17 protein-coding genes and 1 tRNA gene are annotated in these 16,898 nt (G+C 67.1%); 9 read left to right on the top strand and 9 right to left on the bottom strand.

From position 1 onward, the window contains the following. Positions 1-13: 13 nt before the first annotated feature. The gene (gene tsaD, locus A4249_RS15445) at positions 14-1,153 is read right to left on the bottom strand and encodes a tRNA (adenosine(37)-N6)-threonylcarbamoyltransferase complex transferase subunit TsaD (protein ID WP_066555345.1); all 1,140 of its coding nucleotides are present in this window, start codon (positions 1,151-1,153) and stop codon (positions 14-16) included. 46 nt (positions 1,154-1,199) lie between these two features. Between tsaD and hemC the strand changes: the two genes are divergently transcribed. From hemC to A4249_RS15425, 4 genes are all read left to right on the top strand, one after another. Next, positions 1,200-2,165: a hydroxymethylbilane synthase gene (gene hemC / locus A4249_RS15440; RefSeq protein WP_066554257.1), complete on the top strand. Its 966-nt coding sequence runs from the start codon at positions 1,200-1,202 to the stop codon at positions 2,163-2,165. Then, positions 2,162-2,869 (top strand): uroporphyrinogen-III synthase, encoded by a 708-nt coding sequence (locus A4249_RS15435; RefSeq protein WP_066554255.1) that lies wholly within the window; start codon positions 2,162-2,164, stop codon positions 2,867-2,869. The genes hemC and A4249_RS15435 overlap by 4 nt, the downstream gene beginning before the upstream one ends. Before the next feature lie 41 nt (positions 2,870-2,910). Next, positions 2,911-2,986, top strand: a tRNA-Thr gene (locus A4249_RS15430). 171 nt (positions 2,987-3,157) lie between these two features. After that, the gene (locus A4249_RS15425) at positions 3,158-3,511 is read left to right on the top strand and encodes a helix-turn-helix domain-containing protein (protein ID WP_039246365.1); all 354 of its coding nucleotides are present in this window, start codon (positions 3,158-3,160) and stop codon (positions 3,509-3,511) included. On the opposite strand, the gene A4249_RS15420 is transcribed toward A4249_RS15425, so the two are convergent. From A4249_RS15420 to A4249_RS15405, 4 genes are read right to left on the bottom strand one after another with little or no spacing between them, the layout of a single operon-like run. Further along, positions 3,512-3,880: a hypothetical protein gene (locus A4249_RS15420; RefSeq protein ID WP_066554252.1), complete on the bottom strand. Its 369-nt coding sequence runs from the start codon at positions 3,878-3,880 to the stop codon at positions 3,512-3,514. A gap of 5 nt (positions 3,881-3,885) precedes the next feature. Next, positions 3,886-4,341, bottom strand: coding sequence for a hypothetical protein (locus A4249_RS15415; protein WP_066554250.1), 456 nt, complete (start codon positions 4,339-4,341; stop codon positions 3,886-3,888). A gap of 14 nt (positions 4,342-4,355) precedes the next feature. After that, the gene (locus A4249_RS15410; protein ID WP_165118437.1) at positions 4,356-4,694 is read right to left on the bottom strand and encodes a hypothetical protein; all 339 of its coding nucleotides are present in this window, start codon (positions 4,692-4,694) and stop codon (positions 4,356-4,358) included. Positions 4,695-4,721: 27 nt separating this feature from the next. Beyond that, positions 4,722-5,168: a helix-turn-helix domain-containing protein gene (locus A4249_RS15405; RefSeq protein WP_066554248.1), complete on the bottom strand. Its 447-nt coding sequence runs from the start codon at positions 5,166-5,168 to the stop codon at positions 4,722-4,724. A gap of 159 nt (positions 5,169-5,327) precedes the next feature. Here A4249_RS15405 and metK point away from each other — a divergent pair, with 159 nt between their 5' ends. Continuing rightward, positions 5,328-6,533 (top strand): methionine adenosyltransferase, encoded by a 1,206-nt coding sequence (gene metK, locus A4249_RS15400; protein WP_066554246.1) that lies wholly within the window; start codon positions 5,328-5,330, stop codon positions 6,531-6,533. A gap of 4 nt (positions 6,534-6,537) precedes the next feature. On the opposite strand, the gene A4249_RS15395 is transcribed toward metK, so the two are convergent. The 4 genes from A4249_RS15395 to A4249_RS15380 form a co-directional block, all read right to left on the bottom strand. Then, positions 6,538-7,806, bottom strand: a complete 1,269-nt coding sequence (locus tag A4249_RS15395) for a pentapeptide repeat-containing protein (RefSeq protein WP_156494730.1) — start codon at positions 7,804-7,806, stop codon at positions 6,538-6,540. 52 nt (positions 7,807-7,858) lie between these two features. Next, complete coding sequence (locus A4249_RS15390; protein ID WP_066554243.1) at positions 7,859-8,488, bottom strand: bifunctional diaminohydroxyphosphoribosylaminopyrimidine deaminase/5-amino-6-(5-phosphoribosylamino)uracil reductase RibD; 630 nt, start codon at positions 8,486-8,488, stop codon at positions 7,859-7,861. After that, positions 8,485-9,198, bottom strand: coding sequence for a 2,3-diphosphoglycerate-dependent phosphoglycerate mutase (gpmA, locus tag A4249_RS15385; protein WP_066554240.1), 714 nt, complete (start codon positions 9,196-9,198; stop codon positions 8,485-8,487). The genes A4249_RS15390 and gpmA overlap by 4 nt, the downstream gene beginning before the upstream one ends. Before the next feature lie 199 nt (positions 9,199-9,397). After that, entirely contained in the window at positions 9,398-11,926 is a 2,529-nt protein-coding gene (locus tag A4249_RS15380) for a TonB-dependent receptor plug domain-containing protein (RefSeq protein ID WP_066554238.1), read from the bottom strand. Positions 11,927-12,266: 340 nt separating this feature from the next. On the opposite strand from A4249_RS15380, the gene rpsT reads away from it, so the two are divergent. From rpsT to recF, 4 genes are all read left to right on the top strand, one after another. Continuing rightward, positions 12,267-12,536: a 30S ribosomal protein S20 gene (gene rpsT, locus A4249_RS15375; protein WP_017505938.1), complete on the top strand. Its 270-nt coding sequence runs from the start codon at positions 12,267-12,269 to the stop codon at positions 12,534-12,536. Between the two features lie 455 nt (positions 12,537-12,991). After that, positions 12,992-14,467 carry a chromosomal replication initiator protein DnaA gene (dnaA, locus tag A4249_RS15370; RefSeq protein ID WP_370458459.1) on the top strand — a complete coding sequence of 492 codons (1,476 nt, stop codon included), beginning with the start codon at positions 12,992-12,994 and terminating at the stop codon, positions 14,465-14,467. A 109-nt stretch (positions 14,468-14,576) separates the two neighbouring features. Next, complete coding sequence (gene dnaN, locus A4249_RS15365) at positions 14,577-15,695, top strand: DNA polymerase III subunit beta (RefSeq protein ID WP_055806769.1); 1,119 nt, start codon at positions 14,577-14,579, stop codon at positions 15,693-15,695. A gap of 29 nt (positions 15,696-15,724) precedes the next feature. Next, entirely contained in the window at positions 15,725-16,846 is a 1,122-nt protein-coding gene (gene recF / locus A4249_RS15360; protein WP_066554230.1) for a DNA replication/repair protein RecF, read from the top strand. Positions 16,847-16,898: the final 52 nt, after the last annotated feature.

Here is a 16,898-nt window from a genome sequence, read left to right as displayed (position 1 = left end):
GCTTGCTTATCGTTTACGCCTTGGCGCCCTTGCGGCCCGGCTTGTGCGAAGGATCGGACAGGGCGCGCGCTTCGTCCAGCGGCCATCGCGGCCGGGCGACCACGTCGATGTCGCTGGTCAGGCCCAGCGCCAGCCGTTCCGCACCGGCCAGGGCGATCATCGCCGCATTGTCGGTGCAATAAGCCATGGGCGGCGCCAGGAAGTCGAAGCCGTATTTCGCCGCCGTCGCCTGCAAGGTCGCGCGGATGGTCTTGTTGGCCGCAACGCCCCCCGCGACGACGAAGAGTTTGTGGTCATGCGTCTCCGCATAGGCCGCCAAGGCCCGCTCCGACCGATCCGAAAGTTGGCGCGCGATGGCGTTTTGCACCGCGTCGGCCAGATCCGCCTTGTCCTGCTCCGTCTGGCAGGTCTGAGCGATACGGAAGGCCGCCGTCTTCAGGCCCGAGAAGGAAAAGTTGCAATCCTTGCGGCCCAAGAGGGCGCGCGGCAGATCGATCTTCGACCCGTCGCCCTGAACGGCCAGCCGCTCCAGCGCCGGCCCGCCCGGATAACCCAGGCCCAAGGCCTTGGCGATCTTGTCGAAGGCCTCGCCGGCCGCGTCGTCGATGGTGGCCCCGATCCGGCTCATGTCGCCGACGCCGCGCACCTCCAGAAGCTGGCAGTGGCCGCCCGACACCAGCAGCAGCAGGAAGGGATAGGCCACCTCCGCCCCCAGCCGGGCCGACACCGCATGCCCCTCAAGATGGTTGACCGCCACCAGCGGCAGGCCGCGCGCCAGCGCCGCCGCCTTGCCGAAGCTGAGGCCCACCATGACCCCGCCGACCAGGCCCGGCCCGGCCGTCGCCGCGATCCCGTCCAGCCCGTCATAGCCCATATCGGCCTCGGCCATCGCGCGTCGCGTGACCTCGGCGATCATTTCGACATGGCTGCGCGCTGCGATCTCGGGCACCACGCCGCCATAGGCCGCATGGTCGTCGATCTGGCTGTGAACGACCGAGGACAACACCTCCGCCCGACCGCCCGTCAGGCGCACGACCGAGGCGGCGGTCTCGTCGCAACTGGTCTCCAGGCCCAGCACCGTCAGCGGACCGGGACGAGGGGGGACATCCCGTCCAGTTGCCGCATCGGCGCCGCTGCTATAGTCGGCGGACATCTCCATCGGGTCGAGGTAGCGACCCGGCGACCGGTGCGCAACGCTCATGACCTTTCCTCTCCGCATCGGCACCCGACGCTCCAAGCTGGCGCTCGCCCAATCCGGCATGATGCAGCGCGCCATCGGCCGCGCCCTGAACGTGCCCGAGGGAGAGATCGAGACGGCCGTTCCTCTGGTCGAGATCGTCACCACCGGCGACCGCATCCAGGATCGCCGCCTGCTGGAAGTCGGCGGCAAGGCTCTGTTCACCAAGGAGATCGAGGAGGCCCTGCTGGCCGGCCGGATCGACATCGCCATCCATTCGATGAAGGACGTCCCCGCCGAACAACCCGAAGGCCTATGCATCGCCGCCATCCCCGAACGCGAGGACGCCCGCGACGCCTTTGTCAGCCGCGACTTCGACAGTTTCGACACCCTGCCCTTCGGCGCGCGCCTGGGCACCGCCAGCCTGCGTCGCCAGGCCCAGGCGCTTGCCCTGCGGCCGGACCTGAAGGTCGAGATGCTGCGCGGAAACATCGACACCCGCCTGCGCCGCGCGGCCGAGGGCGATTTCGACGCCATACTTCTGGCCGTCTCGGGCATGACGCGCCTGGGCGTCACCGACCATATCCGCGAGAAACTGTCGCTGGACGCCTTCCTGCCGGCGCCGGGCCAAGGCGCCCTGGCCATCCAGACCCGCGCCGCCGACATCGACGCGCCCCTAAACGCCCAATGGGTCGCCGCCCTGAACCACCCCGAGACCGCCCTGTGCATCGCCGCCGAGCGCGGCGCCATGACGGCGCTGGAGGGGTCGTGCCGCACCGCCGTCGGCGCCTATGCCCGCATCGACAACGACACGCTACATCTGACCACCGAAATGCTCAGCCCGGACGGGTCCGCCCGCTGGCGGCGCGTCGGCGATCTTTTCCAACCGACCGAAGCCGACGCGCGCACACTGGGCCAACGCCTGGGCGGCGAGGTCCACGCCTCGGCCGGCGATCAGGAAGTCGATCCCGCGACCCTGGACGGATGAACGTTCCGCCGACACGAGTCTGGATCACCCGCGCCGAACCGGGCGCCGCACGCACCGCCGCCCGCCTGCGCGACATGGGGTTCGAGCCGATCGTCGCGCCCCTTCTGACCATTGAGAACTTGACGCCGCCCGTCCCCGATCTGGCGCCGTTCGCCGCCTTGGCCTTCACCAGCATCAACGGCGTGGCCGCCTTCGCCGCCCTGACGCCCCGCCGCGACCGTCCGGTCTTCGCCGTCGGCGATGCGACCGCTCAGGCTGCCCATGCTGCGGGCTTCGCCGATGTCCTCTCCGCATCCGGCGACCTGCGCGACCTCGCCCGCCTGATCGCCAGGGCCATCGCTAACGCCGCCGTCTTGGTCCCTCAGGCCGAAATGCCCGCCGGCGATTTCACCGCCGCCCTCACCGCCGCCGGCGCCCGTAACGTGTCGATCCATTCGCTGACAGTCTATCGCGCCATCGAAACGTCAGTCGCAGCGCCCGCACTGTTCGACGCCGTTCTGATCCACTCCCCCCGCGCCGGAAAAGCCCTCACCAAGCTTCATCACGCCCCCTTGGCGCACGCGGTCCTCGCCTGCATCTCTCCCGCCGCCGCGGCCCCGCTCGCCGCGCTGGGCCTGACGCCCGTTGTGGCAAAATCGCCCGACGAGACCTCATTGATCACGATCTTGAACGCGGCGCTTGGCAAGCGCGATCCGGCCGTATAAAGACCCCGTCTCGCGCGGACAGCTTCGTCCGTTGCAACCGGGCCGCTTTAGCTCAGCCGGTAGAGCACATCATTCGTAATGATGGGGTCAGGTGTTCGAGTCACCTAAGCGGCACCACTTCTCCGAGCGCGGTTCGCGCGGGAGGCGGCGTCTAGAGCGCCGAAATATATCCTCAAGGTTGAATTGTCACCTGCAGCGCACGTAGCAATCCCTAGCTAAGCAGCTTTGGCTTGACGGGATCGGTGTTTTGGGGCCATGGCGCCGCATTATCTATGCCCGCAGGCCGACATGAACGACGCAGTTGATCCCGTAGACATCGCCATCGGCGGACGCATTCGCACCCGTCGTGAGGAACTGCGCATCACCCAGGCGCAGTTGGCCGCCGGCGCAGGCGTGACCTTCCAGCAGATCCAGAAGTACGAGCGGGGCGTGAACCGCGTCTCGGCCGCCCGCCTGCTGCAGATCGCTTCGGTGCTGAAATCGACCGGCGCGGCCCTGCTGGGCGAACTGGAAACGGCCGAGGGCGACGAGCTGGCCCTGGCCGCCCCCGGGGTCGCCGAACTGCTGGCGGCTTTCCGCGGCATCAAGGACGCCGCTCAACGCGACGCCCTTCTGACCGTGGCCAAGGGCCTGCGCGGCTGATCAGGCCCGGTTGCTGGCGCTTTTCAGCAACTGCTCAACCTCATCGCGATGGTCGGCGCCGTCGAGAGCCGCGCCTGCCAGCCACGACTGGATGGCATCCAAGGCGCGAGCATCGCGTCCGTCCGAGCGGCCGGCGTCGGACAGACTCTGGCGGATGATCTCGATCATGCAGACGGCTTCGACCGCCGAGGTCGGAGCGTGATCGAGAAGCGTGGTTTCCGCCGCTTCCATCGGCGCCAGATCCAGTTCGACGAGCAGGTTCTCGCCGCTAGCGGACAGCGATGACGATACGACCTGTTTCGCCAGATTGGCCGTTTCCAGCCACGAGCGGAAAAGCGGCATGAAGGCGGGGGTGGTTTGGGTATTCATGACATTCAGACTTTCTGAAGCGTCCGGATCGATCCGGGCGCTGATTTGGGACGGGCGTAGGGGGCGCACTGAGCCTCCCAGACGCCCAAGAGGGCGAGGAGCAGGAGTTCGAACCAGACGACCATTCGGGTCGATACGATCGACCACAGCAGGGCGTCAGAACCGGCGATGCCGGCCAGATGGGTCGAGACCGCGATAAGCTGGGCGCCAGCGGCAAGAAGCAGCCACCATCGATCGTAACGGAGCGCCAGACCGACCAGCAGACAGAACATGGACACCGACAAGATCGCCACGCCCCACCGGAAATGCCCGATGAACAGGTGATCGACCAACGGCGTGCCCCAGTTAAGGACGACCAGAGCGACCAAGGCGATCCGCTCAGGCATGCGACCCTTCCAGAGCAGAAGCGCCATGACGCCGTAGGTCAGACCCACCAGAAACAAGGACAGCGGCGACCCCATTCCGACGGCCGCGATCAAGCGGCGACGGCGAGAACCGGGGCGAACCCAGTGGGTTTGACCGTCTTGTCTTCTTGCGCGCCATCCATGTGCCAGCCGACCTGATGGTCGTCGGCGACCTGGGCCAGTTTGCAGTGACTGGCGATGACGGCGCTACGAACCTCGGCCAGTTGGCTTAGGCCGCGCACCATATTGGCCAGCGCTTCCTGTCCAACCTCGGCCGCCAGACGTGCCTCGACCCGACCTTCCAACGCCGTCTGAACCAAGCGGCTGACCTCGATCATGGCCTGATCGACGGCGTGTTCTGCGGTTCTGACCTGTCGCGCCACGCGGACGCCGACGTGCATGTTCTTCATTGGCTCACCTTCCTTTAAGCCGTTTGGTCAGCGCATTTCAGCGGGAGCAAGCCGGTCGAAAAGGGATGGAACCACCATGCCCGCCGTCACGATCCCGATGGCGAACAGAAGGGCGATGGCGGCCCCGGCGACAATGATCCCCACTCTCGCCAGAGCGCCCCGAGGAGGCGCAGGCAGAAGCCAGGAAGTCGTTGGGTCGGAAACCGCATCGTCAGACTGTTCGGCCGACGTGGGATCATTGAGCGTATTGGGGCCGGTGTCGGGAATGAGTATCGACGCCTCTGAGTAGCCAATACTCAGTCGCCTAGCCGCCAGTTTGCGGTCCGAAACGCCCAGCTTGGCATAGGCGCGATGCAGGTGATTGCCGACCGTGCGCGGCGAGATACGCAGGCGCGCAGCGATTTCCTTGTCCTCAAGACCCTGGCCGGCCAAGCGGATACATTCGCTCTCTCTCGTCGTCAGGCCTTCTGGCATGGGGACCCCCTTGGGCCTGTTTACCCTAAAATGAGGGGGAGTCAGCCGATATGCTTACGCCGCAAAGCAGTTTCTGGCGGCTGGGCGCTACGTCAGATCACTTGAACATATAAGCATATCTTTATATGTCTGTCGGTCTGACACTGACAGGAGCCTCTCTTGGCCGCTCGTTCTTCCTTCCTCTTCACCTCGGAAAGCGTTTCCGAAGGCCACCCCGACAAGGTCGCGGACCGCATCTCCGACACGGTCGTGGACGCCTTCCTGGCCAAGGACCCGGAGGCGCGCGTGGCGTGCGAGACCTTGGTGACGACCCAGCGCATCGTGCTGGCCGGCGAGGTCCGCGCCACCCAGCCGGGCAACACCAAGGAACAGAACGAAGCCTTCACCCAGAGCATCATCGACAGCCTGGAGCCGCTGGTCCGCGCCGCGGTCAAGGACATCGGCTATGAGCAGGACGGTTTCCACTGGGAGACGGCGGACTACTCCTGCTTCCTGCACGCCCAATCGGCCGACATCGCCGTCGGCGTCGACTCGACCAACGAGAAGGACGAGGGCGCGGGCGATCAGGGCATCATGTTCGGCTATGCGTCGAACGAGACGCCGGAGTTGATGCCGGCGACCCTGCAGTACAGCCACAACATCCTGAAGCGTTTGGCCGAGGTTCGCCACGCCGGCGGTTCGCAGTTGGAGCCCGACGCCAAGAGCCAGGTCACGATCGAATACGAGGACGGCAAGCCGGTCCGCGCCACCTCGATCGTTCTGTCGACCCAGCACGCCAAAGGGCTGAGCTCCGAGCAGGTCGCCGAGATCGTCAAACCCTATATTCTCGAAGTGCTGCCGGAAGGCTTCACCGACGAGAACACCGTCTGGCACATCAACCCGACCGGCATCTTTGAGATCGGCGGACCGGACGGCGACGCCGGCCTGACCGGCCGCAAGATCATCGTCGACACCTACGGCGGCGCGGCGCCTCACGGCGGCGGCGCCTTCTCGGGCAAGGATCCGACAAAGGTGGACCGTTCGGCGGCCTATGCCTGCCGCTACCTGGCAAAGAACGTCGTCGCCGCCGGTCTGGCCGACCGCTGCACGATCCAGATCTCCTACGCCATCGGCGTGGCCAAGCCCCAATCGATCCACGTCGATCTGCACGGCACCGGCAAGATTTCCGAAGCCGTTCTGGAAGACAAGATTCTGGACCTGATCGGCGGCGCTACGCCGCGTGCGATCCGCCAGCATCTGCAACTGAACAAGCCGATCTACGCCCGCTCGGCCGCCTACGGCCACTTCGGCCGCGAGCCGGACGCGGACGGCGGTTTCAGCTGGGAAAAGACCGATCTGGTCGATCAGCTCAAGGCGCTCGCCTAAGACTTCAAGCGGCCTGATCGATGGTCAGGCCGCGCACGCCCGCCAGATTGGCGTCGGTCAGGTCGGTCTGACGGGTCTGGGCGCCGTGCAGCGTCGCCCGCCCCAGATCGGCGCCGGCCAGCACCGCGCGTCTCAGGTCGGCCCCCGACAGGTCCGCACCACGCAGTATGGCGCCGGTGAGGTCGGCCGGCATCAACCGGTCGGCGGCGATCAGAAGCGGCCCCAACTGCGCCTCGCGCATGTCCGCTCCGTTCAGTCGCGCGCCCCGAAGGCGCGCGCCGCGCAGGTCGGCGCGCCGCAGCTTGGCCGAGCGTAGGTCGGCGTTGTCGAGCTGGGCGCCCTGCAACTGCACCCCTTCCATATCCAGGCCGTAGAAGACCGCGCCCTTGGCCGACAGGGCGGTCAGGTTCAGGCCCGTGATCGACTTCAGCGGACGCAGGTCGACGCCGTTGAAGACCGACGGCTGCCCTTCCGCGCCGCCGGTCTCGCACCAGCGCGCGTGTTCGCGCAGCATCTCGGCGGCCGGCATCTTTTCCACGGACTCGCAGGACGACTTGTTGTCGGTCAGGGCGCCCTGCATGTCGGCGCCGTCGGCGCGCCACATGGTCGTCTTGCAGCCCACAAGGATGGCGTCGCGCAGGTCCGCGCCCGACAGGTCCGCCCCTGACAGATCCGCGCCGGCGAGGTCGGCGCCGCGAAAATCCGCCTGTTTCAGATTGGCCCGCACAAGCTTGCAGTCCTTCATCACCGCGCCGGAGAAGTCGGCCTTCACGGCGATGACGCCGGCCATCTTGGAGCGTTGAAGATTGGCGCCGGCCAGGCAGGCCCCGCTGGCCTCGGTCTCGTCGCGGTGGCGTGGTTCGATGACCTTGAAGCCCAATCTGGCGTCGGCGGCCGCGATGGTGCCCTCGCGCAGGTCCGCCTCGAACAGATCGGCCCCCGACAGGTCCGCCCCCCGCAGGCAGGCGCCGCGCAGGTCGGAGCGGCGCAGGCTGGCCTCGGCCAGGATCGCGTCCTGCATGTCCGCGCCAAAGAAGTTGGCGTTGTCCAGCTTGGCCCCGGTCAGATCGCAGCCTTCCAGACAGGCGGCGGCGAAATCGGCATCGGCCAGATTGCGGCCCTTCAGGCTGAGGCCCGACAGGTCCATCCAGGCGAAGACGGCGCGCGCGCCGCCGGGTCGGGCCTGGAACAGCCGATCGTGCCGGGCGCAGATGACGTCCAGCTCCGCCTGCGTCAGGCGCTTTCTCACGAGGGGTTCAGCGGCGAGGGCCATCAGGGCACATTACGCGTCCTGACTTAAGAAACCTTTGAACGGCGAAGCCGCCTCAGACGGTCAGCAGCCCCTGGGCCTGAAGGGCCTCGGCCAGCTCGCCTGGACCCGTCCACAGGCGCGTGTAGCCCGCTTCGCCGAGCCGCTTCAGCTCGGTGATCAGATCGGCCTTGGGCGAGGCGACGAAGCGGCCGTCGAACCCGGCGCCGTCCTCGCTGATGCGCACCATCGGACGGCCGGTTTCCAGCCGGTGCAGGAAGCCTTCGCACAGGGCCGCGCCCTCTTCGCACATCAGGCCGGTTTCCACGGTCAACCCTTGCGCGCGCAGGCGCTCGGTGCCGCGCCCGGCCGCAAACGGCGACGGGTCCATACAGGCGATCACGACCCGCGCCACGCCCGCCTCGGTCAGGAAGTGGGCGCAGGACTTGCGGCCCGACGACCGCGCGCCGCAGGGTTCCAGCGTGACATAGACGGTCGAGCCCGCGACATCAGCGCCGGCGGCGGGCACGGCCTGCTCCTCGGCATGGGGACGACCGCCCGGCGCGGTGGCGGCCTGGGCGATGACCCGGCCGTCCTTGACGATGACGCAGCCGACCGCCGGGTTGGGCCAGGTCTCGCCCATCCGGCCGGTCGCCAGGGCGATCGCCTGGGCCATGAAGGCCTGGTCAGCTTTGCTCCAGCTCATGATGAGGTCGGCAACGTCTCGGCGCGAGCGGCGTCGAGGTAGCGGGCTGCGGTCGGCTTCAGATTCGCGTCGAGATCGATCTCCAGCGGATTGCCCGTGGGGATTTCGACGCCGACGATCTCATCGTCCGGCACGCCGAACAGCAGTTTGACGATGGCGCGCAGGGAGTTTCCGTGGGCGGCGATCAGCACGTCCTCGCCCGCCTTCAGACGCGGCGCAATCTCGGCGTCCCAATAGGGCTTCACCCGGTCCAGCGTGGTCTTCAGGCTTTCGGTGTCGGGAATGGCCTTGCCGGCGTAGCGGGGATCGGCATTGAAATCGAACTCGCCGCCGGGGGCCAGCGGGGGCGGCGGCACATCATAGCTGCGGCGCCAGATCTTGACCTGGTCTTCGCCGTGCTTCTGGGCCGTCTCGGCCTTGTTCAGACCCGTCAGACCGCCGTAATGGCGCTCGTTCAGCCGCCAGTCCTCGATCACCGGCACATCGGTCAGGCCCGCCGACTGCAACGCCAGGGCGCCGGTGCGCTGGGCGCGCGTGAGGACCGAGGTGAACATCACCGTCGGCTTGAACCCGGCCTCAGCGATCAGTTCGCCGCCGCGACGCGCCTGGGCCTCGCCCTCCGCCGTCAGATCGACGTCGACCCAGCCGGTGAAGCGGTTCTCGAGGTTCCACTGGCTCTGGCCGTGGCGGAGCAGGATCAGGCGCGGCATTCGGTCGGTCCTTCGAAATAGGGCCTCTCGGGGTAGGACGCCCTCCGAAGTCGGTCAAGGCTCGCGGGCCGCGCCATCGCTTGTCGCACCGCGCAGGTCGGGGTAACGGTCGGATCGATGTCCGACCGTCTTTTCTTTCCCCTGGCGCTCGCCGCCGCCGTCGTGGTGATCGCGCTGGCGACCGTCTGGCCCTGATCCTCTAGAAAAGGATCTTGCGCAGGTTGATGCGGAAGACGCGCCCCTGCGGGTCCAGATAGTCGCGCTGATAGTTGACCGGTGCCTGACCGTCGCTGCTGGTCACCGAGACGCGGTCGTCAAAGATGTTCTGAACGCCGAAGCCGATCCGCGTGCCCTTCAGGAACGGGAAGCGCTCGACCCATGACGTGCGTTGGGTCAGGTCGGCGAAGGCGAACAGATTGACCGTGGTCCGGCCCGAGAAGTCGAGATCGGGCGAACCCAGCGCATCGCCGTTGACCGTCGTGCCCGAGCGCCAGTTGGCGTTGACGAACGCGCCCACGCCGTTTCTGGAGAGCCCGGTCTGAAGCTGGACCTCATGGCGCGACTGACCGCCCGAGCCGGAGATGGAATCGCCGTCCAGCAGATCCAGCGGCGCCAGACCGTCGCGAATGGTGACCTCGTCCTGGACACGCCAGGTGTGGGTCAGCGACAGGTTGAAGATGCCTTGGCCGGGCTGCATTCCCGATCCACGTCCCCCGCGCATCCGTCCGCCGCCGGGGCCGCCCGGTCCGCCCATCATCATCATTCCGCCGCCGCCCGGACCTCCGCGTCCGCCCGGACCACGGCCGCTCGCAGCCGCCGGGTTCGGCTTGCCGAACGGGCGCGAGAAGTTGAAGCCCCACTGTACGTCCTGCTGCTCGCGCTTGAAGAAGTTCAGCGGACGGGCGTCGATGGACACCAGATTGCCGTCCGCATCGCGAACGAACCGATCCGGCAGGGCTGCCTCAAGGTCGGGCGTGATGGCCGGGAAGCTGGAGATTTCATTGTCCGCCTCGGTGCGAGTGTAGGCCAGGTTCAGGCGGAAATCCTTGTCCGACACCGGCTGCCAGTTCATGCCCAGCTTCAGAATGCGCCGATCCTCGGCCTGCAGATTGGGATCGCCGCCGGTGATGCGGTTGATCTCGACGGTCTGGCCGGTCCGGAAGTCGAAGACCGGTGTATTCGGAGTCGATACTGTCGGGTCGTTCAGCTGCTGGACCGTCGGCGCCTTGCCCTCGTCGGAATAGTTGGCCGAGAAGGACAGCCGCTCGACCGGCGACCAGTTCAGCCCGGCCCCGACCGAGGATACGCCGCCGAAGTCGGACAGTTCTTGGTAGGCCAGGTTCAGATTGGCCGACAGGTCGCCGATCTTGGGCAGGACGCCGCGCTCGACGTTGGAGATCGGCAGATCGAAGTTGGCCTGGACGCTGCCTGCGTTGCGCGACTGCGACCGATCCACGGCCACGCCCGAACGCAGGCTCTCGGAGTCAAGCGATTGATAGCCGGCCCCGACCTTGATGGTCGAGGTGATGTCGCCGGCAGGCAGCTCATAGGGACGCCCGTTCAGCACCAGTTCCGCCGTCGCCGTCTGGGCCACGGAGTTGGCGGTGTCGCGCGGTCTCACCACAGCCCGGTCGGTCAGGTCGCCGAACGGATTGACGGTCAGATCGCCCGCGATGAGATCCTGCAGCGCATCCGCATCGACGCCGCGTCCCGTCGTGGTGTCGGTCTCGACGCGGCTGTATTCGCCCGTCGCCGTCCAGCGCCAGTCGCCGACATAGCCGTCGAACACCGTGCCCAGTTCGGCCGTGCGGGTATCGGTCTTGCGCGTCAGAGCGTCGGGCAGATCCAGATAGCTGAACAGATTGACGTCCTGGCCGGTCGGCGAGAACGGATTGGTCCCCGGCACGGTCAGCTGAACATTGGGCAGCCCGTGGTAGCTGAAGCTGTTTGAGTCCTCCACGCTGCCGCTCAGCGTCATGCCGACCTTGTCGTTCAGGTCGTGCTTGTAGGTCCCCGACACCGAAAGCTCGTCCGTCTTGGGCAGCAGGGTGCGATAGGCGCTAGCCACTTCGCTGTCGCCGCCGGCAGTCGTGCTGCGGTCGATGTCGCGCTCGGTCTCGAACAGGGTGTTGGAGGTCGTGCCATTGATATCGACCGACCAGCGATCGGAGCCGGCGATGCGCAGGACATTGTTCTCGTTGGCGGTGGTCGTGCGACCGCCCTGCTCAGGCCGGCTGACGTTGACCGAGGCGGTCAGGGACTTGAAGTCCGCCTTCAGCACGATGTTCACCACCCGCTGATTGGCGCTGTAGCCATACGACAACGCGGTCTCTTCCGGCAGGACGTCGAACCGTTCGATGGCCTCGGGCGGAATGCCGCGGATCTCGCGAAAGCCCGAGATACGCCGTCCGTTGACCAGGAAGACCGGAGACCCGCCGCGCGCGCTGCGGGTCTGGGCCTCCAGCAGGGTGATCAGCTCGCCGATGTTGGTCGCGCCGAACGCCTGGATCTGCGCGGCGTCGTAGGAGACGATCGGTTCCTGCCCGCCCAGGGCCACTCCGCGCCGCGCCGCCGTCACCTCCACGTCTGGCAGAACGACCGTCGGCTCTTCCTGCTGGACCTGCGCCTGGGCTTCTACCGGCTGGGCCTCGATGGTTTGGGCCTGAACAGGCTGGACGACACCGGCGGCGGGGGCCAGCGCAAGCAGGAGAAGCGCGGTCTGGGTCATGGAACGACGATCCGGGAGATAATTTCAGCCCATGTCAGGACGGGACAAACATGGCCGTAAAACGACACAATTCACGAACAAAGTGAAAGCGTTGCGCGCTTTCAACAGAATGCAAAAACCTGCGACGGAAAGCCCGGTCACAGCGCGTTAAAGACTGTTGGGTTGCATTCTGAAGGCGGCCTGCAAGGCGTGCTCAAACAGCAGTCTTGGCCCAACCTCGGAGTCCAGCGATGAAGACTCCGCGTTGACCGCCTCCGGGCTTTCGGCTATAGGCCCGCCCTCTTGAGATTTCCGCGCCGTGGACGTGTGCTCCGCGGCGTTTTCCGTTCGAAGGTTTGACATGGCCAACAACCCCGGCGCCCGCAAGGCGATCCGCAAGATCGAAGCGCGTACCGAAGTGAACAAGGCGCGCCGTTCGCGCGTCCGCACCTATCTGCGCAAGTTCCAGGAAGCTCTGGCCGGCGGCGACGCCGCCGTCGCCAAGACCGCCTTCATCGAGGCTCAGTCCGAGCTGATGCGCGCCGTCTCCAAGGGCGTCGTTCACAAGAACACCGGCTCGCGCAAGGTCTCGCGCCTTGCCGCCCAGCTGAAGAAGCTGTCGGCCGCCTGAGCCAAAATTAATCCAACAGCGGACGGAGCAGCTGTCGCTGTTTCGTTGTGGGATTATAAAGCAATATCAACGGCGAAGGCGCGCAAGCTCCTTCGCCGTTTTGCGTTGCAGCGCTAACTGTCAAAATTCAAAACTGCGATCGACGAGCCCCGATCTCTCCGAAATTCCAAGCGGTGTCAGGGTTTGGCGGAGTCAAACAATTTAACTGCGAATCGACCAACGAATCAGCGTTGACCCACCCGGCTCTCGGCGTAAGTTTTGGCCTCTAACGCACTTCCATCCCAGCACGGATGAAGACGGCGCGGAGCTTAGGTTTCGCGTTGGCGGGAGATGTCTGTTCAGAGGTTAGACCCCGTCCGAAAAGCCTCGCTTTTCGGCGCAGGAGAAGTCGTCCCTGAGCCATCGCCCTGAAGCGCGGAAGGTCGGAATGGTTCTTCTAAGGTGGGCGGGCAAAGATGGTTGGGGGCGCAACGGCGATGGCAGGCGGAACGAAGACGTCGGGACTGACGGATCCGGACCGTATCTGGAGCGAGGCGTCCGTGCGCCTGCGCGCTGAAATCGGCGATGGTCCCTTCTCCTCCTACATCGCCCCGTCGGCCGTCCGCCTGGACAACGCCGGCCATCTGATCCTGGTCACCCCGACCGCCTATGCCCGCGACTGGGTGCGCAAGAACGCCCTGCGTCGCATGAACGAGCTGTGGCTGGGCCTGGACGGCCTGTCGCGCCGTCTCGAGGTGCGCTGCCGCGCCGAAGTGGGTTCGGCCCCGCCGGCCTCGGCCGTGATGCCGGGCAATGTGGTGGACGCCGCCCCGCGCCTGGCCGCCTTCGCCGCCACGCCGCAGATGGCGCCCGCCGCCCCGATCAGCGCTGACGGCGCCCGCGCGGTGCGCGCCGCCGGTCTGCAGGATCGCCTGACGTTCGACAGCTTCGTCGAGGGTCAGGGCAACGCCTTCGCCCTGGCCATCGCCAAACAGGTGGCCAGCTGGGCCGACGGACACTTCAACCCCGTCTTCTTCTGCGGCCCCTATGGCTACGGCAAGACCCACCTGCTGAACGCCATCGCCTGGGAGGCCCAGCGTCTGCGGCCTGAGGCCAAGGTCGTCTATCTGACCGCCGAACGTTTCCTGTCGACCTTCGTCAAGGCGATGCAAGACCGCTCGACCGCCGCCTTCAAGGAAAGCCTGCGCTCGGCCGACATGCTGCTGCTGGACGACGTCCAGTTCGTGGGCGGCAAGACGTCGACCCAGGAAGAACTGCTCTCGACCCTGACCGCCCTGATCGAGGACGGCAAACGCATCGTCTTCTCGGCCGACCGTGCGCCCATGGCCCTGACCGAGGTCGAGCCGCGCCTGCGCAGTCACCTCGCCGCCGGCCTGACCTGCCCGGTCGAGGCAGGCGACCGCGAGCTGAAGATCGCCGTGGCCCAGAACCGTCTGAAGGCGCTGTCGGCTCTGGGCGTCGTCCAGGGCGAGGCCAACCCGGAGGTCCTGGCCCAGCTGGTGGACCGCACCCCCGGCTCGATGCGCGAGCTCGAGGGCGCCGTGAATACCCTGGCCGCCGCTGCCGGCGCGCGCCTGTCGTCGGTCTCGGTCGATGAAGCCTCGACCCTGCTGGGCATGGCCATGCGCGGCGGGCCCGAGCGCCGCATCACCGTGGACGAGATTCAGAAGACGGTCGCTGACCACTTCAACATGAAACAGGCCGACCTGCTCAGCGAGCGCCGCACCCGTTCGGTCGCCCGCCCGCGCCAGATCGCCATGTATCTGTGCAAGCAGCACACGACCCGCTCCTACCCCGACATCGGTCGCCGTTTCGGCGGGCGCGACCACACCACGGTCCTGCACGGCGTGCGCAAGATCGAGGAGCTGATGCCGCAGGACGATCAGATCGCCCGCGACGTCGAGGCGCTGACTCGCAAGCTGCGGGGCTGAAGCTGTGGAGCAGCGGGTCTGACCCGTTGCTCCCGCCGCGCAATCCGCTAGTGTCCCAGGTCACTTAACCGCAGCCGCCTTGCGAGTCGGCCGCGCCGGGCGAGACGACATGCAGCTGACCATCGAACGATCCGCGCTCCTGAAGGCCCTGGGCCACGTGCAGAGCGTCGTCGAACGTCGAAACACCATTCCGATCCTGTCCAACGTCCTGCTGAGCGCGGGCCGCGACCGGCTGGCCTTCGCCGCCACCGATCTGGACATGGAAATGGTGGACGAGGCCGAGGCCCAGGTTCAGGTCGAGGGTCAGATCACGGCTCCCGCCCACACCCTGTACGAGATCGTGCGCAAGCTGCCGGAAGGCGCCGAGGTCTCGTTGCTCTATTCGGGCGACGATCCCCGCCTGGTCGTCTCGGCCGGCCGGTCGCGCTTCAACCTGCCGGTCCTGCCGGCGGGCGACTTCCCCGTCATGTCCACTGACAGCGCCGGCGCCTCCTATGTCCTGCCCAAGGAGGATCTGGCCCGCCTGATCGACAAGACCCGGTTCGCGGTCTCGACCGAGGAAACGCGCTACTATCTGAACGGCTTGTATCTGCACACGGTCGCCGAGGCTGGCATTCCGCTGTTGCGCGCCGTCGCCACCGACGGCCACCGCCTGGCCCTGGCCGAAACCCCGGCGCCCGAGGGCGCAGCCGGCGGCCCCGGCGTCATCGTGCCGCGCAAGACCGTGGATCAGGTCCGTCGCCTGCTGGACGACGCCGGCGGCGCGGTGGAGGTCACCGTCTCGGCCCAGAAGATCCGCTTCCAGATGGGCGAGGCGTCCCTGACCTCCAAGGTCATCGACGGCGCCTTCCCCGACTATCTGCGCGTCATCCCGCGCGGCAACGACAAACAGGCCGACATCGACAACGCCCTGTTCGCCAAGGCCGTCGACCGCGTCGCCACCATCTCGGCCGAGAAGAGCCGTTCGGTGAAACTGGCGTTCGACAACGACCGGGTGAAGCTGACCGTACGCAACATGGAAGCCGGCCAGGCCGAGGAAGAGGTCGAGATCGGCTATTCCGACGAACCGTTCGAAATCGGCTTCAACGCCCGCTATCTGCTGGACGTCGCCGGCCAGATCACGGGCGAAAACGCCGCCTTCCGCTTCGCCGACCCGGCCTCGCCGACCCTGGTGCTCGATCCGGGCGATCCCGGCGTTCAATATGTGCTGATGCCGCTGCGGGTGTAATCCTGCCTCACGCGCGTTAGAGAGCGAGCGTGATCACCTCCCTCACACTCACCGACTTCCGCTCCTATGCAGGGGCGCGGCTGGAGATGACCTCCGGGCCTGTGGTGCTTCATGGCCCGAACGGGGCGGGAAAGACCAATCTGCTAGAGGCGATCAGCCTGCTGACCCCCGGCAAGGGGCTGCGCGGCGCGACTGCCGCCGAGATGGGCCGGCGCGAGCCGGGCCAGGCGACCGGACGCGCCTGGGCGGTCATGGTCGAACTGGATGATGAGACGCGGCTGGGCACCGGCGTGCAGGCGGCGGGCGCCGCGCGGCGCATCGTGCGGATCGACGGCGAGACTGCCCAGCCGGGGCGGCTGCTCGACTATCTGCGTCCCGTCTGGGCGACGCCGGAACAGGACCGTCTGTTTTCGGACGCGCGCGCCGAGCGGCTGAAGTTCTTCGACCGGTTGGTCTTCGCCGCCGATCCCGATCACGCCGCGAGCGTCTCCGCCTATGAAAAGGCCTTGCGTGAGCGGCTGCGTCTGCTGAACGACGCCCAGGACGGGCGTGAGGCCGACCCCGTCTGGCTAGACGCTCTGGAGGCCCGGCTGGGTGAGGCCGGAGCCCGCGCCGCCCTCGCCCGCGTCGCCGCCCTGCACGCGCTTCAGGCCGCCATCGACGCCCGCAGCGATCGTCCCTTCCCCCAGGCCGACCTGGGTCTGGACGGCGCCGCTGAACAGATGGCCGAAGCGGGCGCCGAGGAGGACGAGATCGCCGCCGCCATCCGCGAGGGCCTGGCCAAGGCCCGCGCCCGCGACGGCGCCGCCGGCCGCTCGCTGTTCGGGCCGCACCGCACCGACCTGACCGCGCTTCACCGCGAGAAACAGCGCCCTGCGGCCGAGGGCTCTTCGGGCGAGCAGAAGGCCTTGGTCCTGAACCTGATTTTGGCCCAGATCGCGCGGCTTTCAGATCATGCTGCGCGCCCGATCCTGCTGCTGGACGAAGCCCCCGCCCACCTCGACGAGGCGCGCCGCACGGCCCTGTTCGACGAGATCACGGCGCTGGATCTGCAGGCCTTCATGACCGGGACCGAACGCGACCTGTTCGCCGGTCTGGAAGGCCGCGCCCAGTTCGTACGCGTAGCCGGCGGCGCGCTAGAAACCGACTAGGCTCCAATCGCGGAATTCCTCGCTTTTTCGCCGGAATTTCCTATATGTTGCG

The organism is Brevundimonas sp. GW460-12-10-14-LB2, assembly GCF_001636925.1.
Classification (GTDB): Bacteria; Pseudomonadota; Alphaproteobacteria; order Caulobacterales; family Caulobacteraceae; genus Brevundimonas; species Brevundimonas vesicularis.
The sequence above is the reverse complement of the archived record's forward strand: the minus strand, read 5'-3'. Positions and strand labels throughout refer to the sequence as shown.

Coding starts and splice junctions, on each gene's coding strand:
- tsaD (WP_066555345.1), bottom strand. CDS start 1,153: ATGTCCGCCGACTATAGCAGCGGCGCCGATGCGGCAACTGGACGGGAT.
- hemC (WP_066554257.1), top strand. CDS start 1,200: ATGACCTTTCCTCTCCGCATCGGCACCCGACGCTCCAAGCTGGCGCTC.
- A4249_RS15435 (WP_066554255.1), top strand. CDS start 2,162: ATGAACGTTCCGCCGACACGAGTCTGGATCACCCGCGCCGAACCGGGC.
- A4249_RS15425 (WP_039246365.1), top strand. CDS start 3,158: ATGAACGACGCAGTTGATCCCGTAGACATCGCCATCGGCGGACGCATT.
- A4249_RS15420 (WP_066554252.1), bottom strand. CDS start 3,880: ATGAATACCCAAACCACCCCCGCCTTCATGCCGCTTTTCCGCTCGTGG.
- A4249_RS15415 (WP_066554250.1), bottom strand. CDS start 4,341: ATGGGGTCGCCGCTGTCCTTGTTTCTGGTGGGTCTGACCTACGGCGTC.
- A4249_RS15410 (WP_165118437.1), bottom strand. CDS start 4,694: ATGAAGAACATGCACGTCGGCGTCCGCGTGGCGCGACAGGTCAGAACC.
- A4249_RS15405 (WP_066554248.1), bottom strand. CDS start 5,168: ATGCCAGAAGGCCTGACGACGAGAGAGAGCGAATGTATCCGCTTGGCC.
- A4249_RS15395 (WP_156494730.1), bottom strand. CDS start 7,806: ATGGCCCTCGCCGCTGAACCCCTCGTGAGAAAGCGCCTGACGCAGGCG.
- A4249_RS15390 (WP_066554243.1), bottom strand. CDS start 8,488: ATGAGCTGGAGCAAAGCTGACCAGGCCTTCATGGCCCAGGCGATCGCC.
- gpmA (WP_066554240.1), bottom strand. CDS start 9,198: ATGCCGCGCCTGATCCTGCTCCGCCACGGCCAGAGCCAGTGGAACCTC.
- A4249_RS15380 (WP_066554238.1), bottom strand. CDS start 11,926: ATGACCCAGACCGCGCTTCTCCTGCTTGCGCTGGCCCCCGCCGCCGGT.
- rpsT (WP_017505938.1), top strand. CDS start 12,267: ATGGCCAACAACCCCGGCGCCCGCAAGGCGATCCGCAAGATCGAAGCG.
- dnaA (WP_370458459.1), top strand. CDS start 12,992: ATGGTTGGGGGCGCAACGGCGATGGCAGGCGGAACGAAGACGTCGGGA.
- dnaN (WP_055806769.1), top strand. CDS start 14,577: ATGCAGCTGACCATCGAACGATCCGCGCTCCTGAAGGCCCTGGGCCAC.